Origin of the sequence: Micromonospora sp. NPDC049048, assembly GCF_043197615.1 — a bacterium.
GTDB lineage: Bacteria > Actinomycetota > Actinomycetes > Mycobacteriales > Micromonosporaceae > Micromonospora.
The window spans coordinates 50,999-76,674 of the sequence record NZ_JBICTM010000010.1 but is presented as its reverse complement, the minus strand read 5'-3'; the positions used below and the strand labels follow the sequence as shown (position 1 = coordinate 76,674).

25 protein-coding genes are annotated in these 25,676 nt (G+C 75.5%); 14 read left to right on the top strand and 11 right to left on the bottom strand.

All coding sequences use genetic code 11. The features are described from left to right. The first annotated feature begins 35 nt into the window (after positions 1 to 35). The 10 genes from ACGFIG_RS27115 (at position 36) to ACGFIG_RS27070 (ending at position 11,054) form a co-directional block, all read left to right on the top strand. Positions 36 to 860, top strand: a complete 825-nt coding sequence (locus ACGFIG_RS27115; protein WP_393007564.1) for a hypothetical protein — start codon at positions 36 to 38, stop codon at positions 858 to 860. After that, positions 857 to 1,891, top strand: a complete 1,035-nt coding sequence (locus ACGFIG_RS27110) for a hemin ABC transporter substrate-binding protein (protein ID WP_393007562.1) — start codon at positions 857 to 859, stop codon at positions 1,889 to 1,891. The genes ACGFIG_RS27115 and ACGFIG_RS27110 overlap by 4 nt, the downstream gene beginning before the upstream one ends. Next, positions 1,888 to 2,976 carry a FecCD family ABC transporter permease gene (locus ACGFIG_RS27105; protein ID WP_393007560.1) on the top strand — a complete coding sequence of 363 codons (1,089 nt, stop codon included), beginning with the start codon at positions 1,888 to 1,890 and terminating at the stop codon, positions 2,974 to 2,976. Before ACGFIG_RS27110 ends, ACGFIG_RS27105 begins: the two co-directional genes overlap by 4 nt. Positions 2,977 to 2,996: 20 nt before the next feature. Next, positions 2,997 to 3,875, top strand: a complete 879-nt coding sequence (locus ACGFIG_RS27100; protein ID WP_393007558.1) for a heme ABC transporter ATP-binding protein — start codon at positions 2,997 to 2,999, stop codon at positions 3,873 to 3,875. After that, positions 3,872 to 4,540, top strand: a complete 669-nt coding sequence (locus ACGFIG_RS27095; RefSeq protein ID WP_393007556.1) for a heme oxygenase (biliverdin-producing) — start codon at positions 3,872 to 3,874, stop codon at positions 4,538 to 4,540. The genes ACGFIG_RS27100 and ACGFIG_RS27095 overlap by 4 nt, the downstream gene beginning before the upstream one ends. Further along, complete coding sequence (locus tag ACGFIG_RS27090; protein ID WP_393007555.1) at positions 4,537 to 4,842, top strand: DUF2470 domain-containing protein; 306 nt, start codon at positions 4,537 to 4,539, stop codon at positions 4,840 to 4,842. The genes ACGFIG_RS27095 and ACGFIG_RS27090 overlap by 4 nt, the downstream gene beginning before the upstream one ends. A gap of 179 nt (positions 4,843 to 5,021) precedes the next feature. Further along, positions 5,022 to 5,630 carry an ATP-binding cassette domain-containing protein gene (locus ACGFIG_RS27085; protein ID WP_393007553.1) on the top strand — a complete coding sequence of 203 codons (609 nt, stop codon included), beginning with the start codon at positions 5,022 to 5,024 and terminating at the stop codon, positions 5,628 to 5,630. Positions 5,631 to 5,635: 5 nt separating this feature from the next. Next, positions 5,636 to 6,925, top strand: coding sequence for an extracellular solute-binding protein (locus ACGFIG_RS27080; RefSeq protein WP_393007962.1), 1,290 nt, complete (start codon positions 5,636 to 5,638; stop codon positions 6,923 to 6,925). Beyond that, the gene (locus ACGFIG_RS27075) at positions 6,922 to 8,682 is read left to right on the top strand and encodes an ABC transporter permease subunit (protein ID WP_393007551.1); all 1,761 of its coding nucleotides are present in this window, start codon (positions 6,922 to 6,924) and stop codon (positions 8,680 to 8,682) included. The genes ACGFIG_RS27080 and ACGFIG_RS27075 overlap by 4 nt, the downstream gene beginning before the upstream one ends. Beyond that, entirely contained in the window at positions 8,679 to 11,054 is a 2,376-nt protein-coding gene (locus ACGFIG_RS27070; RefSeq protein ID WP_393007549.1) for a hypothetical protein, read from the top strand. Before ACGFIG_RS27075 ends, ACGFIG_RS27070 begins: the two co-directional genes overlap by 4 nt. 9 nt (positions 11,055 to 11,063) lie before the next feature. On the opposite strand, the gene ACGFIG_RS27065 is transcribed toward ACGFIG_RS27070, so the two are convergent. Further along, positions 11,064 to 11,375 carry a hypothetical protein gene (locus tag ACGFIG_RS27065; protein ID WP_393007547.1) on the bottom strand — a complete coding sequence of 104 codons (312 nt, stop codon included), beginning with the start codon at positions 11,373 to 11,375 and terminating at the stop codon, positions 11,064 to 11,066. A 131-nt stretch (positions 11,376 to 11,506) separates the two neighbouring features. Here ACGFIG_RS27065 and ACGFIG_RS27060 point away from each other — a divergent pair, with 131 nt between their 5' ends. After that, positions 11,507 to 11,866 (top strand): ArsR/SmtB family transcription factor, encoded by a 360-nt coding sequence (locus tag ACGFIG_RS27060; RefSeq protein ID WP_393007545.1) that lies wholly within the window; start codon positions 11,507 to 11,509, stop codon positions 11,864 to 11,866. Then, the gene (locus ACGFIG_RS27055) at positions 11,863 to 12,348 is read left to right on the top strand and encodes an SRPBCC family protein (protein WP_393007543.1); all 486 of its coding nucleotides are present in this window, start codon (positions 11,863 to 11,865) and stop codon (positions 12,346 to 12,348) included. The genes ACGFIG_RS27060 and ACGFIG_RS27055 overlap by 4 nt, the downstream gene beginning before the upstream one ends. A 130-nt stretch (positions 12,349 to 12,478) precedes the next feature. Here the strand turns inward: ACGFIG_RS27055 and ygiD are convergent, their stop codons facing one another. The 3 genes from ygiD to ACGFIG_RS27040 all read right to left on the bottom strand — a co-directional run bounded on the left by ygiD (position 12,479) and on the right by ACGFIG_RS27040 (position 14,354). Continuing rightward, the gene (gene ygiD / locus ACGFIG_RS27050; RefSeq protein ID WP_393007541.1) at positions 12,479 to 13,348 is read right to left on the bottom strand and encodes a 4,5-DOPA dioxygenase extradiol; all 870 of its coding nucleotides are present in this window, start codon (positions 13,346 to 13,348) and stop codon (positions 12,479 to 12,481) included. A 109-nt stretch (positions 13,349 to 13,457) separates the two neighbouring features. After that, a complete protein-coding gene (locus tag ACGFIG_RS27045) occupies positions 13,458 to 13,676 on the bottom strand; it encodes a hypothetical protein (protein ID WP_393007539.1) in 219 nt (72 codons plus the stop codon). Positions 13,677 to 13,751: 75 nt separating this feature from the next. Then, on the bottom strand, positions 13,752 to 14,354 hold the full coding sequence (locus ACGFIG_RS27040) for an MBL fold metallo-hydrolase (protein WP_393007537.1): 603 nt from the start codon (positions 14,352 to 14,354) through the stop codon (positions 13,752 to 13,754). Positions 14,355 to 14,464: 110 nt separating this feature from the next. Here ACGFIG_RS27040 and ACGFIG_RS27035 point away from each other — a divergent pair, with 110 nt between their 5' ends. Continuing rightward, a complete protein-coding gene (locus tag ACGFIG_RS27035) occupies positions 14,465 to 16,027 on the top strand; it encodes an LLM class flavin-dependent oxidoreductase (protein ID WP_393007535.1) in 1,563 nt (520 codons plus the stop codon). Between the two features lie 74 nt (positions 16,028 to 16,101). Next, the gene (locus ACGFIG_RS27030) at positions 16,102 to 16,530 is read left to right on the top strand and encodes an archease (protein ID WP_393007533.1); all 429 of its coding nucleotides are present in this window, start codon (positions 16,102 to 16,104) and stop codon (positions 16,528 to 16,530) included. A gap of 10 nt (positions 16,531 to 16,540) precedes the next feature. Here ACGFIG_RS27030 and ACGFIG_RS27025 read toward each other — a convergent pair whose 3' ends face one another. The 7 genes from ACGFIG_RS27025 to ACGFIG_RS26995 form a co-directional block, all read right to left on the bottom strand. Next, positions 16,541 to 17,959, bottom strand: coding sequence for an RtcB family protein (locus tag ACGFIG_RS27025; protein WP_393007531.1), 1,419 nt, complete (start codon positions 17,957 to 17,959; stop codon positions 16,541 to 16,543). 28 nt (positions 17,960 to 17,987) lie between these two features. Further along, complete coding sequence (locus ACGFIG_RS27020; RefSeq protein ID WP_393007960.1) at positions 17,988 to 18,602, bottom strand: GNAT family N-acetyltransferase; 615 nt, start codon at positions 18,600 to 18,602, stop codon at positions 17,988 to 17,990. A 90-nt stretch (positions 18,603 to 18,692) separates the two neighbouring features. Continuing rightward, positions 18,693 to 19,562, bottom strand: coding sequence for a carbohydrate ABC transporter permease (locus ACGFIG_RS27015; RefSeq protein WP_393007958.1), 870 nt, complete (start codon positions 19,560 to 19,562; stop codon positions 18,693 to 18,695). A 38-nt stretch (positions 19,563 to 19,600) separates the two neighbouring features. Further along, positions 19,601 to 20,644, bottom strand: coding sequence for an ABC transporter ATP-binding protein (locus ACGFIG_RS27010; protein ID WP_393007529.1), 1,044 nt, complete (start codon positions 20,642 to 20,644; stop codon positions 19,601 to 19,603). Beyond that, positions 20,641 to 21,975 carry an ABC transporter substrate-binding protein gene (locus tag ACGFIG_RS27005; protein WP_393007527.1) on the bottom strand — a complete coding sequence of 445 codons (1,335 nt, stop codon included), beginning with the start codon at positions 21,973 to 21,975 and terminating at the stop codon, positions 20,641 to 20,643. Before ACGFIG_RS27005 ends, ACGFIG_RS27010 begins: the two co-directional genes overlap by 4 nt. A 2-nt stretch (positions 21,976 to 21,977) precedes the next feature. Further along, positions 21,978 to 22,832, bottom strand: a complete 855-nt coding sequence (locus ACGFIG_RS27000; RefSeq protein WP_393007956.1) for a carbohydrate ABC transporter permease — start codon at positions 22,830 to 22,832, stop codon at positions 21,978 to 21,980. Positions 22,833 to 22,858: 26 nt separating this feature from the next. After that, entirely contained in the window at positions 22,859 to 25,651 is a 2,793-nt protein-coding gene (locus ACGFIG_RS26995; protein ID WP_393007525.1) for an exo-alpha-sialidase, read from the bottom strand. Positions 25,652 to 25,676: the final 25 nt, after the last annotated feature.

Genomic DNA, 25,676 nt, shown 5'->3' with positions numbered 1-25,676 from the left:
TCCGGCCTTGCCGCCGACGCCTCGTGAGGAGTCCGATGCGAACTCAGCGTCACGTCTTCCTGGCCGCCGCCCTCGTCGCCCTCGGCGTCGTCGCCGCGCCCCCACCCGCGTACGCGGGCACCGGGCGCGGCCCCGAGGGCCAGACGCTCAGCGTCACCCCCAGCACGGGGCTCGCCAGGTCCGGCGCGACCGTCACCGTCACCGGGCGTGGGTACGACGTCACCAAGGGCATCTACGTGGCGTACTGTGTGGACAACGGGGCCGGCGCGGTGGCCAGCCCGTGCGGCGGCGGGGCCGACACGACCGGTTCACTCGGGGCGTCGCACTGGATCTCGTCGAACCCACCCTCGTACGGCGAGGGGCTGGCCGTGCCGTACGGGACCGGCGGGTCGTTCCGGGTCACGCTGCGGGTCACCCCCACCATCGGCGACGTCGACTGCACCACCCGCCGCTGCGCGGTGGTGACCCGTACCGACCACTCCCGTGCCGCCGACCGCTCGCAGGACGTCCGGGTGCCGACGACCTTCGCCAGCGCTGCCCCCGCGCCGACCAGCCCTCGCCCGCCGACCTCGGGCGCCACCGCCACGGGCCGCGCCCCGTCGGCTTCCGCCGGCACGCCGGGTGCCGCCGCGCCGGCCGCCACGACAGCCCCGCCCGCCGCCCCCGCCGGTGCACCGGTGGCCGTCGCCGCCGGGGACGCCGCCCCGACCGCCGCCGCGCCGAGCGAACTGGCGATCAGCCGGGTCAGCACCGCCACCGGATCCGGTCGCGGATGGACCGCCGGGCTGCTGGTGCTCGCGCTGTCGGCCACGGCCCTGCTGGGCCTGCGCGCCTGGCGCCGCCGGGGGCGGGCCCGATGAGCGGGACCGCCCGGCGTCGTCGCCTCGTACCGGCGGTCGCCCTGGCGGTGCTGCTCCTCGGGCTCACCGGTTGCGCCGCGGCCACCTCCGCCACGCCGATCGCCCCGGCGGGCTGCGGCCCGGTCACCGCCACCCTGGACAGCACCGACGTCACCGCCCTGCGCCCGGCGCCCACACCCGTCCTGCCGGCCACGGTCACCTCCGCCGACGGCACCGCCGTCACCGTCACCGACGCCAGCCGCATCCTGCCGGTGAACCTCTACGGCTCCATCGCCGAGACGGTGTTCGGCCTCGGGCTCGGCGCCAACGTCATCGGCCGGGACACCTCGACCACGTTCCCGGCGGCCGCGCACCTGCCGGTCGTGACCCCGGCCGGGCACGACCTGTCGGCCGAGTCGGTGCTCGCGCTGAACCCGACCGTGGTACTCGCCGACGACAGCATCGGGCCGCCGGAGGTGCTCCGCCAGCTGCGTGCCGCCGGCATCCCCGTCGTCCTCATCGAGGCCGAGCAGACCCTGGCCGCCGTGCCGGGACACGTCCGCGCCGTCGCCGCCGCCCTCGGGGTCCCGGCGGCCGGCGAACAGCTCGTGTCCCGGATCGAGAGCGAGATCGCCGCCGCCCGCCGGAGCGCGCCCGAGGGCCGCTCGCCCCGGATCGCCTTCCTCTACCTGCGCGGCACCGCCGGCGTCTACCTGATCGGCGGCGAGGGAGCGGGCTCGGACGCGATGATCGAGGCGATCGGCGGCGTGGACGCCGGCAGCGAGATCGGCCTGGCGAAGTTCCGCCCGCTGACCAGCGAGGGACTGATCAACGCCGCGCCGGACGTGATCCTGGTGATGAGCTCCGGGCTCGCCTCCGTGGGCGGTGTCGACGGCCTGCTGAAGCTTCCCGGGGTCGCACAGACCCCGGCCGGGGCGGCCCGCCGGATCGTCGACATGGACGACGGCACCCTGCTCACCTTCGGCACCCGGTCGGGGCGGACCGTGCAGGCCCTGGCCGCCGCCGTGTACTCCTGCGGCGGTCCGTCATGACCCGCGTCGACACCCCCGTCCGGACCCCGACGAAGCCTCCCATCGCACGCCCGTCCCGGCGCGGTCCGGTGCTGCTCGCCGGCCTCTCCGCCGCCCTGCTGCTGATCGCCCTGGTCGCGGCGGGCCGGGGGCAGGTGCAGGTCTCCCCCGCCGAGGTGCTCGGCTCGGTCCTGCACCGGCTCGGCCTGGACGTCGGCGCCCTGCCGACGAACCCCCAGGGCGAGAACGCGCTCTGGATCGTCCGCTTCCCCCGGGTGGTCCTGGCCGCCGTCGTGGGTGCCGCGCTCGGTTGCGCCGGCGCCGTCATGCAGGGCGTGTTCGGCAACCCGCTGGCCGAGCCCGGCGTCATCGGTGTCTCCGCCGGAGCGGCCGTCGGCGCGGCCCTCGCCATCGTCACCGGGGTCACCGTCCTGGGTGCCTGGACCGTGCCCGCCGCCGCCTTCGCCGGCGGACTCGCCACCACGTACGCGGTCTACCTGCTGGCCCGCGCCAACGGCCGGACCGAGGTGGTGACCCTGGTCCTGACCGGCGTCGCCGTCAACGCCGTCGCCGGTGCCGTGATCGGACTGCTCATGTTCGTCGCCGACGAGTCCGGGGTGCAGGCCATCGCGTTCTGGAACCTGGGCAGCCTGGCGTCGGCGAACTGGTCGGCGGTCACGCTGGCCGCGCCCTGCCTGGCGGCCGGTCTGGCCGTCGCGTACACCGACGCCCGCCGGCTCGACCTGCTCGCCCTCGGCGAGCCCGCCGCCCGCCACCTGGGGGTCGACGTCGAACGGCTGCGGATCCGCATGATCGTGGTCACCGCGCTGCTCGGCGCGGCGGCCGTGGCCTTCACCGGCATCATCAGCTTCATCGGCCTGGTGGTGCCGCACCTGGTCCGGATGGTCGCCGGGCCGGGACACCGCGTGCTGCTACCGGCCAGCGCGCTGGGCGGCGCGGTCGTGGTGATCGCCGCCGACCTGGCCGCCCGCACCCTGGTCGAGCACCAGGAGCTCCCGCTCGGCGTGCTCACCGCCGTCGTCGGCGGGCCGGCCTTCTTCTGGCTGCTGCGCCGCACCCGCAGCCGGGCCGGAGGCTGGGGATGAACCCGGCGCGGGGTGGGGTGGTGGACCGTCTCCGGGCGCGCGTCCCGCGTCGTTGGGCGGCGCCGCGCGTGCCGACGCCGGTGCCCCGGGGAACGGTCCGGGTACGGGTCGCCGGCCTGCGCGTCGCCCGCGCGGGGCGCGCGGTGCTCGACGGGGTCGACCTGCGGATCCGCTCCGGCGAGGTGCACGCCCTCGTCGGCCCGAACGGGGCGGGCAAGTCCACCCTGCTCGCGGCCGTCAGCGGTGACCTGCCGCCCGTGGCGGGCACCGTCGAGATCGACGGAGTGCCCCCGGACGGCTGGTCGCCGGTGGAACTGGCGCTGCGCCGCGCCGTGCTGCCCCAGCGCAGCACCCTGAACTTCCCGTTCACCGTCGACGAGGTGGTGCGGATGGGACGGGCGCCGTGGGCGGGCCGGCCGGAACAGGGCGACGACGACGAGGTCGTCGCCGACGTGCTGGGGCGCTGCGACGTGACCCGGTTCGCCGACCGGCCGTACCCGTCGCTGTCGGGCGGCGAACAGGCGCGCGTCGCGCTGGCCCGGGTGCTCGCGCAGCGGGCCGCCGTGCTGCTGCTCGACGAGCCGACCGCCGCCCTCGACCTGGGCCATCAGGAGCTGGTCATGAGCATCGCCCGGGACCGGGCGCGGGCCGGCGACGCCGTGGTGGCCGTGCTGCACGACCTGACCCTCGCCGGCGCCTACGCCGACACCGTCACCCTGCTCTGCGACGGGCGGGTACGCGCCGCCGGCCCGCCGGCGCAGGTGTTCACCGCACCACTGCTCAGCGAGGTGTACCGGCACGACGTCGAGGTCGTGCCGCATCCCCACACCCGGCTACCGTTGGTCGTTCCACGACGGCGGCGACCGGCCCGGACTTCCGTCACCATGGAGGAGACATGAGCCCGACCACCACGTTCTCGGCCGAACTACGCGCCGCCAGCGCGGAGGCCCACCAGAGCGCCGAGTCCCAGCGGTACGTCTCCGCGCTGCTGGCCGGCGACCTGGACCGCGCCGCCTACACCGCACTGGTGGTGCAGTACCACGTGATCTACGAGGCGCTGGAGGACGCCGCCGAGGCGGTGCGCCACGACCCGCTCGCCGGCCCGTTCGTCGACGACGCGCTGACCCGACTGCCCGCGCTCGCCGCGGACCTGGAGTTCCTGCTCGGGCCCGACTGGCGCCGGCGGATCGAGCCGACCCCGGCGACGGCCGCGTACGCCGCCCGCCTCGCCGAGGTCCGCGCCGGCTCGCCCGAGCGGTTCATCGCCCACCACTACACCCGCTATCTCGGCGACCTCTCCGGCGGGCTGCACATCGGACGATCGGTCGCCCGGCACTACGGGCTGACCGGGGACGCCGGCGCGGCGTTCTACCGCTTCGACGGGATCCCCAGCCCGAAGGCGTACAAGGACGCCTACCGGGCCAGGCTGGACGGCCTCCCGCTCGACGAGGCGGGACGGGCGCGGCTGCGGGACGAGGTGCTCGTGGCGTACCGGCACAACACCGAGGTCCTCGCCGCCCTGTCCCACCTCGTGCCGGCCGCGCACGTGGAGGGCGCCGCGTGAGCGCCCCGTTCGGCGCCGGCGTGGTCGCCGCCGTCTGCCGGCACATGAACGACGACCACGCCGGGGACTCGCTGCTCATCTGCCGCACGCTCGGCGGGCAACCGGCGGCCACCCGGGCCCGGGCCACCGGTCTGGACGCCGAGGGCATGGAGTTCGCCGTCAGCGTGGACGACGTCGAGGTCCCGGTGCGGGTGCCGTTCGCGTACCGGCTGACCGAACGCGCCCAGATCCGGCAGGAGGTGGTGCGGATGTACCGGGAGGCCTGCGCGCGACTCGGTCTCCCGCCCCGCCAGTCCGGCTGACCGGGCGGCGGTCGCTCCCACGCGTGCCCGCGGCCCGCCGCGGCGGAAGAGAAGGGCCGCGGCTGCCCGGTGGACCGGTGCCGGCCTGGGCCCGCTCCTTCCACAGGGGACTGTGACGGGGCGCCGGTTGTCGCCCGGTTGTGCGACCCTGGGGGCGACTGCCCGGGTCACCGGAGGTGATGACCACGTTACGACTGTGCGATCTCGTCGCCGTGCCCGACACCACCGCCGTGACCCTCGACGTCCCCGCCGGCACCACGGCCGCCCTGGTCGCGGCCCCGCCCGTCGGCACCGCCGTCGCCCGGGTGGTGAGCGGGCTGACCCCACCCGTCGCGGGCCGGATCCTGGTCGGCGACCGCGAGGTGACCACCCTGCCGCCGCCGCGCCGCCGCATCGCCTACGTGCCGGCCGGCGGCGCGCTGCTGCCCCACCTGACGGTGCGCCGCAACATCGCCTACGGCCAGCGCCGCCGGGAACGGGTGCGGGAGGTGGCCGACGCGTGGACGGCGACGGTGGTCGACCGGCTGGAGCTGGCCCCGACGCTGGGGCTGAGGCCGCACCTGCTGTCGGAGGCGCAGCGGTTCCGGGTGGCGCTCGCCCGCGCCGTGGTCTGCCTGCCCGAGGCGCTGGTGATCGACCTGCCCGGCGGGCCGGCCGGCGGTGGGCGGCTGACCGACCTCATCGGCCGGCTCTCCCCGCCGGACACACCGGGGGTGGCGGTGCTGGTGTGCACGGCCGAGGCGGGCGCGCTGCCCGACGTGCCGGTCGCGGCCGAGGTGGACGGGTGACGCCGATGGAGCGGATCGTGCCGCCGGCGCGGCTGCGCCGCCGTACGCTGCTGCGGGCCGCCGCCGGGGCCACCGCGACCGCCGTCGCGGGCTGCTCCGGCGCGCCGCCGTCGGTCCAGGTCGCGGTCGTCTGGAGCGGCAGCGAACTGGCCCGCTTCCGCGAGGTCCTGGGCGGCTACGGCGCCGGCGTGCAGGTGATCAGCGCCGGCAACGACATCGACGCGTTCCTGCGCGCCCGCCAGCTCGCCGGCACCAGCCCCGACGTGGCGATCCTGCCCAGGTCGGGGCTGGTCATCGAGTACGCCCGGCGCGGCTGGCTGCGCGAGCTGACCCCCGCCGCCAGCTACGCCCTCCCGCCCGGCATGGCCGACCTGCTCGCCGCCGACGGGCGCCGCTACGGCGTCTGGGTGAAGGCGGCCCACAAGTCCCTCTTCTGGTACTTCCCGTCGGAGCTCCCCGCGCCCCCGCGCACCTGGGACCAGCTCGTGACGCTCACCCGGCGGCTCGGCGCGCGGGCCCGGGCGGGCGACGGCCCGGCTCCGCTGGCCGTCGGCGCGGCCGACGGCTGGGTGCTCACCGACTGGTTCGAGAACGTGCTCGCCGACGTGGCCCCGCCCGGCTACTACGAGGCGCTGGCGCGTGGCGAGGCCGACTGGCTCAGCCCGTCGGTGCACACGGCGCTGGACCGGCTCGCCCAGCTGTGGAGCATCGACGGCGCGTTCCCCGGCGGCGGGCGCCGGGCCCTGCTCACCCAGTACGAGGAGTCGGTGATCCAGGTGGTGTACCACCGGCGGGCGACGATGCTCTTCGAGGCCGACTTCGTCGACGACGTCAGCCGCCGGTTCCGCCGGGGCACGGAGCAGCCGGCCACCTTCCGCTTCCCCGGCGCCCGGGTGGCCGACAGCCCGCTGATCGTCGGCGGCGACGCCGCCGTGGCGTTCGCCGGCTCGGCGCGCGGGGCCGAGCTGGTGCGCTGGCTCAGCGACGGCTCCGCGTTCCAGCCGTGGCTGCGCGCCGGCGGCTACCTCTCCCCCAACGTGGCCGTACCGCTGGAGGACTACCGCGATCCCGTCCGCCGCCGCCTCGCCGCCGAGCTACGTGAGGCCGAAACGGTGCGCTTCGATCTCTCCGACCGGCTGCCCGGCCCGTTCACCGGCTCCGACGGGGTGGGCATCTGGCGGATCATGCAGGACTTCTTCGCCGACGTCACCGGCGGCGTCGCGGCCGGCAGGGCGACGCGCCGGGCTGCCGGGCAACTGGCGGCGGCGGCCCGCTCGGCGGGTGGCGGCCGGTGAGCCGCGTCCTCGGCGAGCCGGCGGTCCTCGACGACGTCGGGCCACCCCGGCGCGGGCGTGCCTACCCGGCGGCGGGGGCCACCTCGACGCTGCTGCTGCCCGCCCTGCTGCTGCTCGGCGGGCTGGTGGCGTGGCCGGTGCTGCGTACGCTGCACGCCAGCGTCACCACCGACGGCCGGTGGGTGGGCGCGGAGCACTTCCGCACCGCGCTGGGCGCGCCCGGCACCGGCGCCGTGGTGGGACGCACGCTGCTCTGGGCGCTGCTGGTGCCGGCGGTGGTCACCGTGCTGGGCTACCTGCTCGCCGCCGCCTCGCGCCGCTCGCAGGAGGGCGGGCTGGTCCGCCTCATCCTCGTGGTGCCCACCGCGCTGCCGCTGGTGGTCACCGGGGTCACCTTCCGGCTGATGTACGACCCGGATCCGGAGCGCGGGCTGGCCACCCTGGTCGCCGCGACGCTGACCGGCCGGTCGGCGGCCGACGCCCCGCAGCTGCTCGGCCCCGGCCTGGTCACGGTGGCGCTGATGTCGGCGTTCGTGTGGGCGTGGGTCGGGCTGGCCGTGCTGGTGTTCCGGGCCGCCCTCGACGCGGTGCCGCCCAGCCTCGCCGACGCGGTGCGCGCCTACGGCGGCAACCGCCGTGACGTGCTCTGGGACGCGCAGTGGCGGCCGCTGCTGCTGCGTACGGTGGCGGTGGTGTTCACCCTGGCGGCGCTCGGCACCGCCAGGACGTTCGACCTGATCCTGGTGATGACGCCCGGCTCGGTACGCGACGAGGCGTCGGTGCTCGCGTTGCGGGTCTGGCAGACCTCCAACGGCGCCACCACCGGCGAGGGCGCCGCGCTCGGGGTGGTGTGGCTGGTCGCGGTGGCCGCCGGTCTGCTGGTCGCGGCGCTGTTCGTACGCCAGGCGTGGCCGCCGCCCCGGGACCCGGCGCCCGTCGCGCCCGAGGCGGCGCCCGCGCCGCGCCGGACGACCCGGCTGCTGGTGGCCGGCGCGGCGGTCGCCTGGCTGGTGCCGCTCGGGGTGCTGCTCGCCACCTCGCTGCACGGCCCGGTCGACGCGGCGGCGCGGGGCTGGTGGTGGAGCCCGCCCAGCCTCGACTCCTACCGCGACCTGCTGACCGGCACCGAGCTGTGGGGCACGCTCGGCTTCACGCTGGTGCTGGCGACCGTGGTCACCGCCGTGGTGCTGGGGGTGGCGTTGCTCGCCGCGTACCCGCTGGCCTGGCTGACCGGGCCGCCCGCCCAGGCCACCGGGCTGCTGCTGATGGCCGCCAGCATCGTGCCGGTGCAGGTGATCGCCGGGCCGGTCAACGAGGTGCTCGGCGTGGCGCTCTCCTCGGGCACGGCGCGCGGCCTGGCGCTGGTGCACGTCGCGCTGGGCGTGCCGTTCGCGGTGCTGGTGCTGCGTAACGCGTTCGCGGACCTGCCCGCCGAGCAGGTACGCGCGGCCCGGGTGGGCGGGCGGCACTGGTGGGGCACCCTGCGGTTGCTCGCCCGGCACAACCGCCCGGCCGTGGTGGCGGTCGCGGTGCTGGAGTTCGTGCAGGTGTGGAACGACCTGGTGGTGGGGCTGCTGTTCAGCGGGCCGGGCGCGCTGCCGCTGGGGCTGTTCCTCGCCGGGCAGACCCGGGGCTTCGCGGCCAACAGCGGCGCCCTCGCCGCCGGTTCGGTCATCGCCTCGATCCTGCCGGTGCTGCTGGTGGTGCTGGCCCGCCGCCAGCTCGTCGCCGGCCTGGTCGCCGGGGGCGTGCGGTGACGGGGCAGGGGCCGGCCCGCCACCCACGCCGGCCCCGCCGGCTGAGCCTGCTGCTCGCCGTCGGCGGCGTCGTCGGCGGAACGGTCAGCGCGGTGCTCGGCAACGTCACCGGCAACCTGCTCTCCGAGCTCTCCGTCGCCCAGCTCGGCTCCGCCAGCGCCGGGGTGATCGTGCTGGGCCTGGTCGCCGCGTTCGTCGTGGAGTGGCGCCGCCAACGGCAGCAGGCCGCCACGCCGGGCGACACCGGCGGGACACCGGCCACCGGCGCGCCCACCCTGCCGTGGCCGGCCGGGTTCACCGGGCGGACCGGGCACGTCGACGCGATCATCGACCTGCTGCGCAAGGAGCACGCGGTCGCGGTGGTCGGCCGGCGGGCCGTCGGCACGTCGGCCTGCGCGATCCAGGCCGCCAACCTGTGCCGGGAGGACTTCCCCGACGGCCAGTACTACCTGGACCTGCGCCGGGGCGGCCGCCGGCACGGCGCCCGGCAGGTGCTGACCGCGCTGGCCCGGATCCTCGGCACCCGGCCGCCTGCCTCGGGACGTGCCGACGACCTCGCCGACGCCGCCGACGAGCTGAGCGGCCAACTCGACGGCCGGGCGGTCCTCGTGGTGCTGGACAACGTGGACGACCCGGCCCAGGTCCGGCCGCTGCTGCCGCCGACCGCGCGGACGAGCCGCCTGCTGCTGGCGGGCACGGGAGCGCTGGCCGCGCTGGACGGGGTGGTGGCGCACGGGCTCGCCGAACCGGACGCCGAGGACGCCGTCGAGCTCTTCGCCGCCGCGGGCGCCACCGCGCCCGTCGCCCGGCCGCACCGACCCGACCCGCGCGCCGACCCGGCGGTACGCGCCCTCGTCGAACTCTGCGGGCGGCAGCCCCGCACGCTCGCCGAGCTCGGTCGGCGTACGGCGCAGCACGGGTGGCGGCACGGCGACGTGCTCGACGCGCTGCGTCGCGCCGTCGACACGCCCCCGCACCAGCACGTCACCGCCTCCCCGGCGACCCTGCTGGTGACCGCGCGGGACACCGCGTACCACGCGCTGGGTGCCGAGGCGCGCCGGTTGTGGCGGCTGATGTCGCTCAGCCCGGTGCCGTTGGACCGGCCGACGCTCGCGGCGCTCGCCGGCCGGCGCCCGGACCGGGTGGCCGCCCTGCTGCACGCGCTGGCCACCGGCGGGTTCGTCACGGGGGCGCCCGGCGACCGCTACGAGGTGCGCCCGCTGCTGGCCCCGTACGCCCGGATGCACCTGCGCGACGCGGAGCCGGCGCGGCGGCGGGTGGCCGCGCAGGCCCGACTCACCCGGCACCTCGCCCGGCGGGCCGAGCGGCACGCCGCGAGCCTGGCCGTGGCCGGCACCCCGCCGGACCGGGCGCCGGCCCTGGCGCTGGACGACGACCCGTACGGCTGGTTCGACCTGCACCAGGAGCTGCTGCTGGCCGTGGTACGGGTGCCGGCGGGCGCGGCGGAGACCCTGCCGCGCCGGGTGCGTCGCTGGTGGTTCCGGCTGGCCGTGGCGCTGTGCGGGTGGCTCGCCCACGCCGAGCGGCTCGACGAGTGGGCGCAGGTGTGCCGCACCGTGCTCGCCACCCCCACGGCCGACGACCGGCCGGAGATCGCCGGCTGGGCGCACAACGAGCTGGGGGTGCTGCGCCGCCGCCGGCACGACCCGCAGGGGGCGGCGACGGCACTCAGCCTGGCCGTGGCCGAGCGGGGCCGGCGCGGCACCGCCCAGGCGCGGATGAACCTCGGCCTGGTGCTGCTGGACCTGGGGCAGCTCGACGACGCGGTGGAGCACCTGGAGCTGTCGCGGCGGCACCGCGCCACGGCGGACCGGGCGGGGCACGCGTTGACCGACCTCGGGCTGGGCGCCGCCCGGCTGGCCCGGGGTGAGCTGGAGGCCGCGCACCGCCACCTGGTCCGGGCGGCGAACGCCTTCCGCTCCCTCGGCGACGCGCGGGGCTACGCGGCGGCGCTGACGAACCTGGTCCTGGTGCACGCCGGGCTCGGCGAGCACCTCGACGCGGCGCAGTCGTGGCGGGCGGCGCTGCGCGAGTACGACACCGTCGTCGACCCGACCAACCGGGCCGCCGCGCTGCTCAACGCGGGTGCCGCGCTGTTGGCCGCCACGCCGACCCAGGCCCGGCAGGCGTACGGGATGCTGGCGGAGAGCCTGCGGCTGCGTGACGGGCGGCCGACGGCCGGGCTGGGGCGGACGCTGCTGCACCTGGGCGACGCGGCGGCGGCTCTCGACGATCCGGACGAGGCCCGGCGGCGCTGGGCCGACGCGGCGAACGTCTGCGAGGAGGCGGGGGACGCCGACGGCCAGGCGGCGGCCGACGCCCGCCTGGTGGGCAGCGACGCGCCGGGCTGAGCGGGGCGGTCACTCGGCACGCCAGACGGGGTCGCGGGGCGGGCCGGGCTCGGCCCAGCACAGCCCGCCCTTGGCCGCCACGCCCGGCACCCCGTCGACCATGCGGCCGATGTCCACCACGGACGCCAGCGACATCACGACGTCGTTGCGCAGGTCCGCCACCGCCGTCTCGAGGTCGTCCTCCTCCGCCGACCAGTCGATGTCCGCGGCCCGCAGGTCGGCCACCGCGTGGTCGGTGAGCACCTGCGGGTCGGTCACGGCCACCGTGAGCCGGCAGTACACGTTGAGGATGAGCGGTTCCGGGGCGCCGACATCGGTCATGGCATCAGCATGACCCACGTCCCGCCGGTGGGAAACGCCGGCAGCCGGCCGGCCCAGGCGACCGCACGTGCCGCGGCGGCGATGTCACTCAGGGCTTGACCTCAGTGACGGGCACGGCAATACTTAGGTGCATGCCTAAGCGATCGGGCGATGCGGAGGGCGGCGCCACGGCACTGGACGGCGTGTTCCACGCGCTGTCGGACCCGACGCGCCGCCGGGTCGTCGAGCTGCTCGGCCGGGGGCCCGCGACGACCAGCGAGCTCGCCCGTCCGTTCGACATGGCACTGCCGTCGTTCACCCAGCACCTGGGCGTCCTGGAGCGCTCCGGCCTGGTGACCTCGGAGAAGAAGGGCCGGGTACGGACCTACCGGCTCGCTCCCGAGCCGCTCGCGCACGTCGACTCCTGGCTCGCCGGTCAGCGCGCGATGTGGTCGCGACGTCTCGACCAACTCGACTCGGTTCTCCACGACCTGAAGGAGCAGCAGACATGACCGCCTACCCGAGCGTGCACCCGGACCTCGACCTGGTGCTGGAGCGCACCGTCGACGTCGCGCCCGAGCTGGTCTGGAAGGCCTGGACCACCCCCGAGCTGGTCGTGCGGTGGTTCGCCCCGCGCCCCTGGTCGACCTCGTCCTGCGAGATCGACCTTCAGCCCGGCGGCAGGTTCCACACCGTGATGCGCTCCCCGGAGGGCGAGGAGTTCCCGAACACCGGCTGCGTCCTGCTCGTCGAGGAGAACTCGACGCTGATCTTCACGTCGGGGCTGGGTCCCGGGTTCCGCCCCCGGGCCGCCGGCGACGACTTCCCGTTCACCGCGGTCATCCGGATCGAGCCCGCCGGCGACGGCACGAGGTACACCGCCACGGCGATCCACGCCGACGCCTCGGCGAGGAAGTCGCACGAGGAGATGGGCTTCGTCGAGGGCTGGAGCGCCGCGCTGGACCAGCTCGTCGAGGTCGTCAAGGGCCGCTGACGGCACCACCGCTCGCCCAGGCCGGCCCGCCGTCGTGGCCCGTACCGGGGTCGAGGAGACGAGGGGCCAGCCGGGCGGACCGTGCGCAGAGCCGGCTGGCCCCGGCCGCCACGAGCGAGCCGGGCGGCCGTCAGATGTTCGACGAGTCGACCGGCACGTCGGTCGGCAGGGCGGGTGCGCCGGCCAGCGGGGCGTCGGTGCGGCACGACAGGCCGACCGTGTAGGCGGTCATCGACAGCGACCCGTACGCGTACCCGTCCACCAGCACCTCCGCGCCGTGACCGGCCGCGCCGGCGAGGCCCGCGAGGTAGAGCAGCGGGATGAAGTGGTCCGGCGTCGGCACGGCCCGGTCGAAGTCGCGGTGGGCGGCCAGCGCCGCCGCCCCGGTCGGCTCGCCGAGCATGACGTCCTTCGCCGCCTCGTCGAAACGCCGGGCCCAGTCGAAGCCCTCGTCGACCATGCGCGGATCCACGCCCCGCAGGTTGTGCACCACGTTGCCGCTGGCCACGACGAGCACCCCGCGCTCGCGCAGCGGGGCGAGCCTCGCGCCCAGGTCGAGGTGGAAGTCCGGGCCCTTGAACGCGTTGATGCTCAACTGCACGACCGGAACGTCCGCGTCGGGGAACGCGTGGGTGAGCACGGACCAGGTGCCGTGGTCGATCCCCCACGAGTCGACGTCCGCCCCGACCCAGGTGGGGTGCACGACGTCGCTGATCTCCTCGGCCAGCTCCGGCAGGCCGGGTGCCGGGTAGCTGACGTCGAACAACTCCTGCGGGAAGCCGTAGAAGTCGTGGATCGTCCTCGGCCTGGGCATCGCGGTGACGGCGGTGGCGCCGATGTACCAGTGGGCGGACACCACGAGGATCGCCCGGGGCCGCGGGACCGCCCGCCCGAAGGCACGCCACGCCTGCGTGTAGCGGTTGAGCTCCAGCGCGTTCATGGGAGTGCCGTGACCGATGAACGCGGCGGGCATCACCGCCGGAAAGGTCTCGTTGTGCACGCTGCTCCCCCCGGGCCGTCGGTGACCTGAGCGTAACCAACGTCGGAGGGAGCAGCCGGGTCAACGCCGGCCGTGGCCGGCCGTCACCGCCGCATACCGGCGGTGACCGTCAGTCGGTCACCTCGCGCCAGGCGGGGTGGTTGCCGCGCCACGCGCCGGCGAGAATGACCGCCGATGTCCTGCCCGGGCACTCCTGCACCCGGGAGCGGCCGGATTCGCCGCCGATGCGCACCTGCACGTCCCATCGCTGCCCGTCGGTACGGATGTAGACATCCCGACGCCCGCGCTGCGACGTGTCACCGTTCCACCAGTGTTCTTCTACCCTCACCCCGCGACCGTATAGCAGTTGGCGCGCCGGCGACACGCCCGGTGGCGGCAGAGCTGCGGCGAGGGGCGTCGGCGGTCAGGCGGACTCCCCCGGCGCCAGGTGCCGGTAGCCGGTCACCGTCTCGGCGAACCACCCGTTCACGCTGCTCAGGCCGCGTGCGTTGAGCTGGGCGTCGTGGATCGGGAAGACCCGCTCGGCCCCGACGGCGTTGGCGAAGGCGATCGCCTCGGTGAGCTTCAGCCAGGAGGCCTGGGCCGGGACCAGCAGCGTCTCGACCGGCTGCCCGGGCCGGTGCAGCGAGTCGCCCGGGTGGTAGACGGCGTCGCCGACGAGGTAGCCCAGGTTGGGGCAGTCGGGCTGACCGCCGTGGATGGTGGCGTGCCGGCCGCCGAGCGCGGTCACGGTCAGCCCGGCGGCGATGAACCGCTGGCCGGCGGCGACCCTGGTCACGGGCAGCGGCGCCAGGTCGGGCAGCGCGGCGCCCTCCGGCGCGAAGACCGGCACGCCGAGCCCCGCCAACCGGAGCACGTCGACGTGGTCGGTGTGCTCGTGGGTGACCAGCACGGCGTCCGCGCCGGCGAGGGCGCGCGGCTCGCTCCAGGTGCCGGGATCGATGACCAGCACGCCGCCGTCGTGCTCCAGTCGGACGCAGGAGTGGGTGAACTTCGTGATCCGCATCCGCCGACCGTACGACGGGGACCGCCGCGACGGTGGCCCCCGGTTTCGCCGGACAGCGCGGAGCCGGCCCCGCCCCGCGTGAGAGGCTGCGGGTCGGAAGGAGTGCCGACATGAGCGACTACGGTCATCCGCTGGCCTTCGGGGCGTTCCTGACCCCCGGCAACGCCGAGCCCGCCCGGGTGGTGGGCCTCGCCATGCTGGCCGAACAGGTCGGGTTCGACCTGGTCACCTTCCAGGACCACCCGTACCAGCCCGCGTTCCTCGACACGTGGACGCTGATGAGCTTCGTGGCGGCCCGGACCGACACGGTGCGGCTGGCCGCCAACGTGACGAACCTGCCGCTGCGCCCGCCGGCCGTCCTCGCCCGCAGCGTGGCGAGTCTCGACCTGCTCAGCGGCGGCCGGGTGGAACTCGGCCTGGGCGCCGGCGCGTTCTGGGAGGCCATCGAGGCGATGGGCGGGCGACGGCTCACCCCCGGGCAGGGGGTGCGGGCCCTGGCGGAGGCGATCGAGGTCATCCGCCAGGTCTGGGACGTCGAGGCGCGCGGCGGGGTCCGCGTAGACGGCGAGTTCCACCGGGTGCTCGGCGCGAAGCGGGGCCCGGCACCCGCCCACGACGTGGGCATCTGGCTCGGCGCGTACAAGCCGCGGATGCTGGCGTTGACCGGGCGCCGGGCCGACGGGTGGCTGCCGTCGCTGAGCTACCTGCAACCCGGCGACCTGGGCCGGGGCAACACGATCATCGACGACGCCGCCCAGGAGGCGGGCCGCTCGCCCGGCGACGTGCGCCGCCTGCTCAACATCACCGGCCGCTTCGCCCCCGTCGGCCGGGGACCGCTGGACGGGCCCGCCGAACAGTGGGCCGAGGAGCTGGCCGACCTCGCGCTCAGCGACGGGATCAGCACGTTCATCCTGGGCAGCGACGACCCCGAGGACCTGCGGCGCTTCGCCGCCGAGGTGGCCCCCGCCGTCCGCGAGCTGGTGGCCGGCGAACGCGCGGCGGGCACCGCGCCCACCCCGCAGACCCCGGTTCCGGCGCCGCCGCCAGCCGACCGGCGCCCGCCGGTCGGCGCGGGCGCCTTCGCCGTCGTCCCGACGCCCGACGACGGCGTACGCCGCAGCGCGATCCGGGTCTGGGACGAGAGCACGCGCCCCACCGGCCCCGCGCCCGACCCGGCGCGCACCTACACCGCGCACGACCAGGCCAGCGCCCAGCACCTCATCGACGTGCACGACGGGCTGCGCGCCGAACTGACCCGGCTGTACGACCTGGTCGAGCAGGTGGGTGCCGGACTGGTCGACGCGGGCACGGCCCGCTCGCACATCAACACGATGACGATCCGGCAGAACAAGTGGACGCTGGGCACCTACTGCGAGTCGTACTGCCGGGTGGTCACCACCCACCACACGCTGGAGGACCGGGGCGTCTTCCCGCACCTGCGCCGCGGCGACGACCGCCTCGCCCCGGTGCTGGACCGGCTGGAGCAGGAGCACCACGCGATCCACGACGTCCTCGAACGCGTCGACCGGGCGCTGGTCGCGTTCGTCTCCGTCTCGGACGGGATGGCGGAGCTGCGCGCGGCGGTCGACCTGCTGAGCGACACGCTGCTGTCCCACCTCGCCTACGAGGAACGGGAACTCGTCGAGCCCATCGCCCGGCTCGGCCTGAACTGAACCCGCCGCCGCACACGGTGGCCGGAGGATCGGAACCGGGCCCGCCGTCGCACGGCGTGCCGGAGGATCGGGGCATGCCGCGACCAGCCGGGCGGGGGCACCGCCGCCTGCCGCACACCGCCGACGTCCGCATCGAGGCGTGGGCGCCGAGCCGGCCGGAGTGCGTCGCCGAGGCGGTCGCCGCGCTGGTCGACACGTTCGTCGACCCCGCCGGGGCGGCCCCGGGCCCGTCACGGGAGTTCCGCGCGCCGGCCGGCGACGACGCGGACGTGCTGGTGGCCGTACTCGACGAGGTGATCTTCCGGATGGAGACGGCGGGTGAGCTGCCGCTGCACACCGACGTGGCCGACGCCGGCGCCGGCGGCCTGGTGGTGTGCTGGCGCACGGTCGACACCGACGCCGTCGAGCTGGTCGGCGCGGTGCCGAAGGCCGTCGCCCTGCACGGGCTGCGCTTCGGCCCCGACGGCGAGGGCTGGTCCTGCGCGGTGACGCTGGACGTGTGAGCCGTCCGGCTCAGCCCTTCACCACGCCGAGCGGCACCAGCCGGGCCACCCGCCGGCACAGCCCGGCGCCCTCGGCGGCGGCCACCACCGCCGCCACGTCCTTGTACGCCGCCGGCATCTCCTCGGCCAGGCCACGGCGGGACGCGCCGCGCACCGCGATGTCCTGCGCCGCCAACTGGGCACGCGGGTCGAGGCCCCGCTCGGCCTTCACGGCCTGCTTGCGGCTCTGCACCCGCCCCGCGCCGTGGCAGGTGGAGGCGAAGGCGGGTGCCCCCGGCACGCCGGTGAGCACGTACGAGCCGGTGCCCATCGAGCCGGGGATCAGCACCGGCTGGCCCACGTCGCGCAGGTCGTCGGGCAGGTCGTCGTGGCCCGGCGGCAACGCGCGGGTGGCGCCCTTGCGGTGCACGCACAACGCGCGCCGCCCGCCGTCGACGTCGTGGGTCTCGATCTTGGCGAGGTTGTGCGAGATGTCGTAGACCAGGTCGAGTCGGCTGCCGGTCACCCGGGCGAAGACCTTGCGGGCGGCGTCGGCCAGCAGTTGCCTGTTGGCGCGGGCGTAGTTGGCGGCGGCGGCCATCGCGCCCAGGTAGGCGCGGCCCTCGTGGGAGGAGACCGGGGCGCAGGCGAGCTGTCGGTCCGGCACGTGGATGCCGTACCGGGGCATCACCTTCTCCATCGTGCGCACGTGGTCGGTGCAGATCTGGTGGCCCAGCCCCCGCGACCCGCAGTGGATCATGACGCAGAGCTGGCCGGGGTGCAGCCCGAAGGCGGTCGCGGCCGCGTCGTCGTAGACCTCCTCGACGGCCTGCACCTCCAGGAAGTGGTTGCCGGAGCCGAGGCTGCCGACCTGCCGCGCGCCCCGTTCGATCGCCCGCTCGCTGACCTGCGCCGGATCGGCGTCGTCGACCGCGCCGTTGTCCTCGCAGCGCGCCAGGTCCCGCTCGACGCCGAAGCCGCGCTCGAGCGCGTACCGGGAGCCGCCGCGCAGCACCGCGTCAAGCTCCGCGCGCGTCGACAGGTGCCACACCGCGCCCTTGCCCATGCCGCGCGGGGTGGCTTCGCCGAGGCCGTCCATCAGCGCGTCCAGCCGGGGCCCCAGCCCGTCGCGGTCCAGGTCGGCGGCCAGCAGCCGGACGCCGCAGGAGATGTCGAAGCCCACCCCGCCGGGCGAGACCACCCCGCCGTGCGCGACGTCGGTGGCGGCCACGCCGCCGATCGGGAACCCGTAGCCCCAGTGCACGTCCGGCATGGCGTACGAGGCGTCGACGATGCCGGGCAGCGTGGCGACGTTCGCGACCTGCTCCAGCGCCTTGTCCTCCCCGGCGTCGGGCAGCAGGGACCGGGACGCGAAGACCACGCCCGGCACCCGCATCGGGTCGTGCCGGTCGATCCGGAAGCGGTACGGCGACTCCTCCACCAGCTCCATCCCCGGCGGCTACCCGGGCCGGCGGTCCCTACACCCGCTCGCCGGCCCCCGGCCGCCGCATCGCCCAGACGTCGGGCCCGCCGTCGGGCACCCGTGCCTGGCCGGTGACCGTGAATCCGAGCCGCCGGTAGAAGCGCACGTTCGGCTCCGACGAGGTCTCCAGCACCGCCGGCAGGCCGGCCCGGTCGGCCTCGGCCAGTCCCGGCCGCAGCACCCGGGCGCCCAGCCCCCGGCCCTGGTCGACCCGGCGCACGCCGACGGTGGCGAGCAGCGTCGCCGGCTCGGCCGGGCGCAGCGCGGCGCAGGCCGCCTCGGCGGCGCGCAGCGCCGGATACCGGTCACCGGCCAGCTCGGCGTTGCGGGCCGCGACGCCGGCCCAGACGTCGTCCGGCACCGGCCGGTCCGGGGGCAGCCAGACCGCCACCGCCGCCAGCCGGCCGGCGGGGTCCACCGCCGCCCAGACGTCGCCGTAGGGCAGCCCGACGGCGGCGACGGTGCCGGCGAACATCGCCGCCAGCCGCTCGCGGTGCCGGTCGGCGGCCACCGTCCAGGCCATCCAGGGGTACCCGTCGAAGGCGTCGGCGAGCACGTCGGCCGCCTCGGCGGTCGACTCGGGGCCGATGCGGCGTACGTCGAACTCCATGCCGTCCTTTTCGCGCGCCCCACCCGGGTCGGCGCAGTGCGCGATCATGCCACGGTCCCCGGGGCCGGCGCCCGGCATTTGTCGGGGTGCTCAGAGCCGGTAGAACGCCCGGTAGCGGCGGATCAGCCGCCACTGCACCAGCACCGCCGCCACGGTCAGCAGGATCATCACCAGCGTCGCGGCGGCGGCGTAGCCGTAGCGCAGGTACTCGAAGCCGGTGCGGTAGACGAACAGCGACAGGTAGGTGGTGGCGTACGGGGGCGGGCCGCCGTCGGTGACCACGAGGGCCGGCACGAAGGAGAAGTGCAGGCTCTGGATGGCGTCACGCACCGCCAGCAGCCCCAGCACGGGCGCCATCAGCGGCAGCGTGATCCGGCGGAACACGTCCCAGCCGGTGGCGTCCTCGATGGCCGCCATCTCGTAGACGTCGCGCGGCAGCGCACGCCGGGCCGCCAGCAGCACCACGAAGGTCTCCCCGACGGTGAACAGGCTCATGCCGATGATCGCCGCGCGGGCGTCGGTCGGGTCGGTGAGCCACTGCGGCGGGGTGCGGCCCAGCGCGGTCAGGCCGTTCTCGCCGCCGGTGCGCAGCACCTGGTTGATCGGGCCGTACAGGGGGTTGAGCAGCCAGAGCCAGAGCAGCCCGTAGGCGATCTCCGGCACCGCGGTCGGCAGCACCGCCGCGGTGCGGGCGCTGCCGACGCCGAGCGTCCGGCGGTGCAGCAGCAGCGCCAGGCCGAGGGCGAAGAGCACCCGCAGCGGTACGGCCACCAGCGCGAAGACCAGCGAGTTGGTCAGCGACACCCGGAACACCGGGTCGTCCAGCAGCGCCGCCACGTTGTCCAGCCCCACCCAGCGGGGCGGGCGCAGCAGGTCGTACTCGGTGAAGGCCAGCGCCAGGGTGACGGCGGCGGGCAGCAGCACCAACCCGACCAGCCCGAGCAGGTACGGCGTCAGCATCAGCGCCAACTGCCGGCGCGTACGGCGGTCGGGGCTCGTCACGGGGCGTACCGGCGCCCGGAGCCGGCGTGGAAGACGTGCACGTCGGCCCAGCGCACCCCGACGCGTACCGGCGTGTCCCGGGTGGGGCGGCGGGCGGCGGGCACCCGGGCGACGATCCGGTGCCCGCCGGCGAGGCTCAGGTACGCGTACGCGTCCTCACCGACCACCTCGACCCGCTCGACGGTGGCCGGCGTCCCCTCGGTCGCGGCCAGGTCGACGGCCTCGGGCCGGAACCCGATCTCCAGCTCGCCAACGCCGGCCGCGTCGACGGTCGGGGGACCGGTGGGCGCGAGCGGCCCGGAGGCGGGCAGCAGGTTCATCGCCGGGGAGCCGACGAACCGGGCGACGAAGGTGGTGGCCGGGGTGCGCCAGATCTCGTCGGGGGTGCCGACCTGCTCGATGCGCCCGTCGCGCAGCACGGCGATCCGGTCGGCGAGCACCAGCGCCTCGGTCTGGTCGTGGGTGACGTGCACCATCGTCGCGCCGAGCCGGTCGTGCAGGGCCCGCAGCTCGGCGCGCATCTGCACCCGCAGCGCCTGGTCGAGGTTGGACAGCGGCTCGTCGAGCAGGAACACGGCCGGCTCGCGCACCAGCGCCCGGGCCAGCGCCACCCGCTGCCGCTCGCCGCCGGAGAGCTGCCCGGGCCGACGTTCCAGCAGGGCGGCGCAGCCGACGGTCTCGGCCGCCGCCCGGGCCCGCTCCCGGGCCGCCGCGCGGGGCGTGTCGCGCACCTGGAGGCCGAACGCGATGTTCTCGGCGACGCTCAGGTGCGGGAAGAGGGCGTACGACTGGAACACCATCGACACGTTGCGCCGGCCCGGACGCTCGGCGGTGACGTCGCGGCCGGCGATGCGGACGCGGCCGGCGGTGACCGGCTCCAGGCCGGCGACGACCCGCAGCACCGTCGACTTGCCGGCCCCCGACGGGCCGAGCACCACCAGCAGCTCGCCCCGGGCGACGGCCAGGTCCACCTCGTGCAGCACGGTCGCCCCCCGGTACGCGGCCGAGACGCCGGCCAGGGCGAGGCCCGGATCGCTCACCCGTGCTCCCCGCGGGCGAAGATCGGCCGGGTCTGCCGGTCGAGGTCGCGGATCACGTCGTCGAGCCGGTCGCCCCGGTGCATGGCGTTCTCCAGGATGCCGTAGGTGACGTCCTCGATCTCCGGCCAGGTGGAGACGGTCGGCAGCGCCCGGACGGTGGGGATCGCGTCGAGGAAGACCTTCGCGCTGCGCGGCGGCTGGGCCGGGCCGAGGAACGCCGGGGACTTCGACACCCCGACGTGCGACGGGACGGTACGCCCGGTGGCCGCGATGATCCGCTGCCCCTCCTCGGCGATGGCGAACTCCAGGAACCGCCACGCGGCGTCCTTGTGCTTCGCGCCCCGGGTCATGCAGTACGCGTCGGAGTGCAGCACCCCGACCTGCTCCTTGTAGACGGGCAGCGGCGCGACGTCCCACTCGAAGCCGGTGATCGAGCGGAACGTGGTGGTGGAGCGGCGGGAACTCATCAGCATGGCGAGCCGGCCGTTGGCGAAGCGCGACTCGTCGTCCTCGGCCTCCACCTCCTCGTCGGTGGGCACCACCCCGTACGCCAGCCGCAGGTCGACGAGGTTCTTCAGCGCCTCCCGGGCGGCGGGACCGTCCAGGGTCAGCCGGGTCGGCTTCGTCGGGTCGTCGACGAGCTGGCCGCCGTTGGACCAGACGAACGGGGCGAGCCGGATGATCGACGGCTCCACGCCGAGGCCGTGCACCGCCGGGCGCAGCGCCGCGCCCTCGCTCTCGGTGGCCCTGACCACCGCGCCCCGGGAGTCGCGGGTCATCGCGGTCGCGGTGGCGACCAGGTCGTTCCAGGTCCAGCCGGCCCTCGGCTCGGGCACGCCGTGCTTGGCGAACAGGGTGCGGTTGTAGTAGACGGCCAGGCTGGAGACGTTCTGCGGCAGACAGAGCTGCCGACCCTGCCACCGGAAGGCGTTCCAGGCCACCGGGTAGTAGTCGGCCGGGTCCACGGCCTCGGAGGCGGCCAGCCGGTCGTCCAGCGGCTCGATGACGTCCTTGGCGGCGAACTGGCCGTAGAAGCGGTAGTTCATCAGGAACGCGTCCGGCGGGGCGCCGCCGGCCACCGAGGTGGCGAGCCGGGCCAGCAGGTCCTTGCGGTCGCTGGCCTCGACGAGCTGCACGTCGGCGCCGGGACGGGCCTTCTCGTACGCCTCGACGAGGGTGCGGTAGGCGGCGAGTTCCTCGGGGGCGCCGAAGACCAGCAGCCGCACCGGCCCGTCGGCGGACGACCCGGAGCCGGCGCCGCACCCGGTGGCGGCCAGCACGGCGGTGAGCAGCAGCGCGAGCAGCGCCTTCGGTCGCATGGTCGGTCGCATGGTCAGTCTCGTCCCGTCGGGTCGTCGTGGTGGAGGAAGCGCCGCTGGGCGAGCACGAAGACGGCCAGCGCCGGCGCCGTGGCCAGCACCGCGCCGGCCAGGAACACCGGGAAGTTCGTCGGGTCCAGCACCGACAGGGAACGCAGCGCCAGCGGCAGGGTGAACAGGTCGCGGTCGTAGACGTAGACCAGCGGGTCGAGGAAGTTCGACCAGGTGAGCACGAAGGTCAGCGCGGTGAGGCCGGCGGTGACCGGGCGTACCAGCGGCAGGGCCACCCGCCACCAGGTGCGCAGCGGCGAGAGGTCCGCCACCAGGCAGGCGTCGTAGAGCTCGGCCGGCAGCGCCCGGAACGCCAGGTGGTAGACCAGGACGTAGAGCGGCGAGGTGCCCAGCAGCGCCGGGGCGACCAGCGGCACAAGGGTGTCGGTCAGCCCGAGCATCCGGAAGATCGCGAAGCGGGGCACGAGCAGCGCCGTGGCCGGCACCATCAGCGCGAGCAGGGAGGCCGCCACGACGACGCCGGTGACGCGCGGGGCGAGGCGGGTCAGCGCGAAGCCCGCCAGGGAGGCGACGAGCACGCTCAGCGGCACGGCGACGACCGCGACCACTACCGAGTTGAGCGAGGCGCGCAGCAGCCCGCCCAGCTCGACGGCCTGCTGGTAGCCGACGGTGGAGACCGGCTCCGGCACCAGCCGGGGGGTGGGCGGCGGCGGCAGACCCGGCTCGGTGAGCGAGCCGGAGACCAGCAGCAGCAACGGCGGGACGAAGACGAGCAGGACGAAGGCCGCGCCGAGGGTGCGCCAGGCACGGCCGGCCGCCCCGGGCAGCGCTGCGGGGCCGCGCGCGCGGCCCCGCAGCGTGTCGTCGCCGATGATCGCCTGCCTCAGAGCGCGAGCTGCCAGGCGCCGAGGCCGTGCGAGGCGGCGTAGAGCACCCGCTCGCCCGGCACGACGGTGAGCCCGGCGACCTCCACGTTCGGCATGCCCCGGGCCGCCTTCACCCAGGTGGTGCTGCCCCTGGCCAGCCGCAGCACGCCGAAGTCGGTGGCCGCGTACAGGTCGCCGGTGACGTCGTCGCGGACCAGGTCGGTGATCGGCTGGTCGCCGAAGTCGTACGACCGGTCGGCCCAGGTCGCGCCCGTGCCGGCCAGCCGCACCTCGAACGCGTGCCCGAGGGTGGCCGGGGTGTTCGAGTTGAAGCCGCTGTAGGAGACCCACGCCCGCGCCGGGTCGGCCGGGTCGACGTGGACGCTGGTGACGAAGCGGTTCGGCGTGGCGGCGGTGTCGATCCGCGTCCAGGTGACCGCCGACGCCGGCTCGGCGTCGACGTTGCGGGACACGAAGACCCGGCCGGTGCTGGTGGCCGCGTACGCCGTGGACGAGTCGGTGGCGACCCGCTGCACCACCGAGACGGCGCCGCCGGCCCGGTCGCCCCACGCGGCGTCGATCAGGTTGACCGTGCCCAGCGGGGCGAAGTCGCCGCACTGCGCCTCGAAGGTGCCCGTCCAGGTGTTGCAGATCCGGTCCGCCTCGGCCAGGCTCCGGTCGCCCAGCCCGAACGTCTTCGTCCGGTAGACGGTGCGCGAGGTGCCGACGAACATCGTGCCGCTGACCTTCGGGTCGCTGATCACCGGGGCGTAGAACAGGGTGCCCGGCTGCCCGAAGACCGGGTCCGAGATGGAGATCCAGCTGCCCGTGTCGCCGCCGGCGAAGTTCACCTCCGGCGAGGCGTCGTAGAAGGTGTGGAAGCGGAACTCCGGCCGGCCGACGTCGAAGCCGGACGCGCCGCCGTCACCGATCATCGTGTTGACCCAACGGCGGCGCTCGCCCTTGTTCTCCCAGGTGCCGTTGTCCTGCGTGCCACCCTGCAACAGCCGGTGGTCGTGCGGGCTGGCCGAGAGACCGATGAACTGCAACGTGTTCATGCCCGTGTTGATGCCGTCGAGCTTCGACGGGATCCGCGACAGCATCTGCCGGCAGCGGTCCTTCTGCGCCTGCGTGGCCAGGTTCCGGTCCGGGTTGTCGCACCATGCCGACCGGTCCACGAACTGCCCGCTGGAGCGCATCACGCCACCGTCGTTGGCCTCGAAGAACTGGTACGGGTTGCGCGGGTTGGTGACCAGCGCGTGCTGGTCGGGGTGCAGGCCGTTGGGGTGCAGCTCGTCGGTGCCGTCGTAGGTCATGTCGGTGCCGCTGACGCCGGCGTCGGTGGAGAGCACCACGGCCCGCTTGTGGGCGACGGTCTCGCCGTAGACGTACGAGCCGCCGGTGTAGACGATGTCCGGGTGCCCGGCCGGGGTGTGCACGAAGACGTCGTACCAGCACTGGCCGGTGCACTGGTTGTAGGTGGCGTAGCCCGGGTCGGCCGGGTTGGCGCTGCTCAGGTCGGCGAACGCGGGGGTGCCGCCGGCCACGTCGTCGCTGCGGAACAGCCGCGAGTACGGGTTGCCGATGTTGCCCTCGTAGACGTACATGCGGGTCTTGCCGTTCGGCAGGGCGGTCACGTCGATCGCGGCGCGGGTCTGGAAGACCGCCGGGTTCAGCGAGGGCTTGATCTGCGCCCAGGTGGCGCCGGCGTCCGTGGAGCGCCACACCCCCCGGGCGTACGAGGAGGCGTAGACGACGTCGGCGTCGCGCGGGTCGAGCTTGACGTAGCGCACGCCGCGCGGCGAGCAGGCGGCGGTGTTGTTGTATTCGGCGGCGCTGCCCGTGCACTGGGTCGCGTCGGCCGAGCCGTTGTGGATGAACCGCCAGTTCGCGCCGCCGTCGGTGGACTTGTAGAGGCCCCACTTCTCGGCGTCGGGCACGGGCCGGGTGACGCCCGTGCAGCAGGAGCCGGACATGCCGCGCAGGGCGGTGGTGGTGGCGACGTAGAGCGTCTTCGGGTCGCCCGGCTTGACGGTGATCTCGCCGATGCCCTTGCCGGCGAGGGCATCCTTGCCCAGCGGGCCCTTCCAGGTGACGCCGCCGTTGGTCGACCTGTAGAGGCCGACGCCCGCGACGCAGCCGGAGGCGCAGGTGTTCGCCTCGCCGGTGCCGACGTAGATGGTCAGCCCGGTCTTGTCGTTGCGGTCGATCTTGACCGAGCCGGCGGCGTTGATGCCGAGCGGCCCGCCGAGGTAGAACCACTTCGGTTCGGCCGCGAGGATGTTCAGGGTGCCCCAGACGCCACCGCCGGCCGGCGTGACGTACGCCCGGCAGAGCAGCGCGGAGCAGTCCGGGGCGATGTCGATGGAGGTGACCCGGCCACCGGCCACGTACGCGTTCGGCACGTAGTTGCCGGCGTTGCGGAACTCGGTGAACGGGTAGAGGGCCTCGCTGGGCCCGATGTTGGTCCACGCCCGGCTGCCCCCGGCGCGGCGCTCGGCGGCGGCGTACGCCGACTTGGACCGGTCGATCTGGGCGATGCTGATCGTGTCGGCCGGGTACGCGCGCTCCAGGAACTCCTGCTGCGCGGCGTTGCCGGGCCCGTCCGGCGACATGCCGTCGCTGCCCGGCACGGCCCGGCGCAGCCGTTCCAGGTGGGCGCCGAGCGCGCCCGGCATCTCCCCGTCGCCGGTCGCGGCGACGGGAGTCGGCACCTCGGCGCCGGCGAAGTGGATTCCGACGAGACCGGTCGATACCACCAGGGCACCGACCGCCAGTCCTGCGAGCAGATGGCGACGGCTGCGCTTCACGAGGTCCCCTCCGACAGGTGAAGGC

Bases quoted from the DNA above. Each gene is read 5' to 3' on its own strand.
- ACGFIG_RS27115 (WP_393007564.1), top strand. From the start codon at position 36: ATGCGAACTCAGCGTCACGTCTTCCTGGCCGCCGCCCTCGTCGCCCTC.
- ACGFIG_RS27110 (WP_393007562.1), top strand. From the start codon at position 857: ATGAGCGGGACCGCCCGGCGTCGTCGCCTCGTACCGGCGGTCGCCCTG.
- ACGFIG_RS27105 (WP_393007560.1), top strand. From the start codon at position 1,888: ATGACCCGCGTCGACACCCCCGTCCGGACCCCGACGAAGCCTCCCATC.
- ACGFIG_RS27095 (WP_393007556.1), top strand. From the start codon at position 3,872: ATGAGCCCGACCACCACGTTCTCGGCCGAACTACGCGCCGCCAGCGCG.
- ACGFIG_RS27085 (WP_393007553.1), top strand. From the start codon at position 5,022: ATGACCACGTTACGACTGTGCGATCTCGTCGCCGTGCCCGACACCACC.
- ACGFIG_RS27080 (WP_393007962.1), top strand. From the start codon at position 5,636: ATGGAGCGGATCGTGCCGCCGGCGCGGCTGCGCCGCCGTACGCTGCTG.
- ACGFIG_RS27065 (WP_393007547.1), bottom strand. From the start codon at position 11,375: ATGACCGATGTCGGCGCCCCGGAACCGCTCATCCTCAACGTGTACTGC.
- ACGFIG_RS27060 (WP_393007545.1), top strand. From the start codon at position 11,507: ATGCCTAAGCGATCGGGCGATGCGGAGGGCGGCGCCACGGCACTGGAC.
- ACGFIG_RS27055 (WP_393007543.1), top strand. From the start codon at position 11,863: ATGACCGCCTACCCGAGCGTGCACCCGGACCTCGACCTGGTGCTGGAG.
- ACGFIG_RS27040 (WP_393007537.1), bottom strand. From the start codon at position 14,354: ATGCGGATCACGAAGTTCACCCACTCCTGCGTCCGACTGGAGCACGAC.
- ACGFIG_RS27035 (WP_393007535.1), top strand. From the start codon at position 14,465: ATGAGCGACTACGGTCATCCGCTGGCCTTCGGGGCGTTCCTGACCCCC.
- ACGFIG_RS27030 (WP_393007533.1), top strand. From the start codon at position 16,102: ATGCCGCGACCAGCCGGGCGGGGGCACCGCCGCCTGCCGCACACCGCC.
- ACGFIG_RS27025 (WP_393007531.1), bottom strand. From the start codon at position 17,959: ATGGAGCTGGTGGAGGAGTCGCCGTACCGCTTCCGGATCGACCGGCAC.
- ACGFIG_RS27020 (WP_393007960.1), bottom strand. From the start codon at position 18,602: ATGGAGTTCGACGTACGCCGCATCGGCCCCGAGTCGACCGCCGAGGCG.
- ACGFIG_RS27015 (WP_393007958.1), bottom strand. From the start codon at position 19,562: ATGCTGACGCCGTACCTGCTCGGGCTGGTCGGGTTGGTGCTGCTGCCC.
- ACGFIG_RS27005 (WP_393007527.1), bottom strand. From the start codon at position 21,975: ATGCGACCGACCATGCGACCGAAGGCGCTGCTCGCGCTGCTGCTCACC.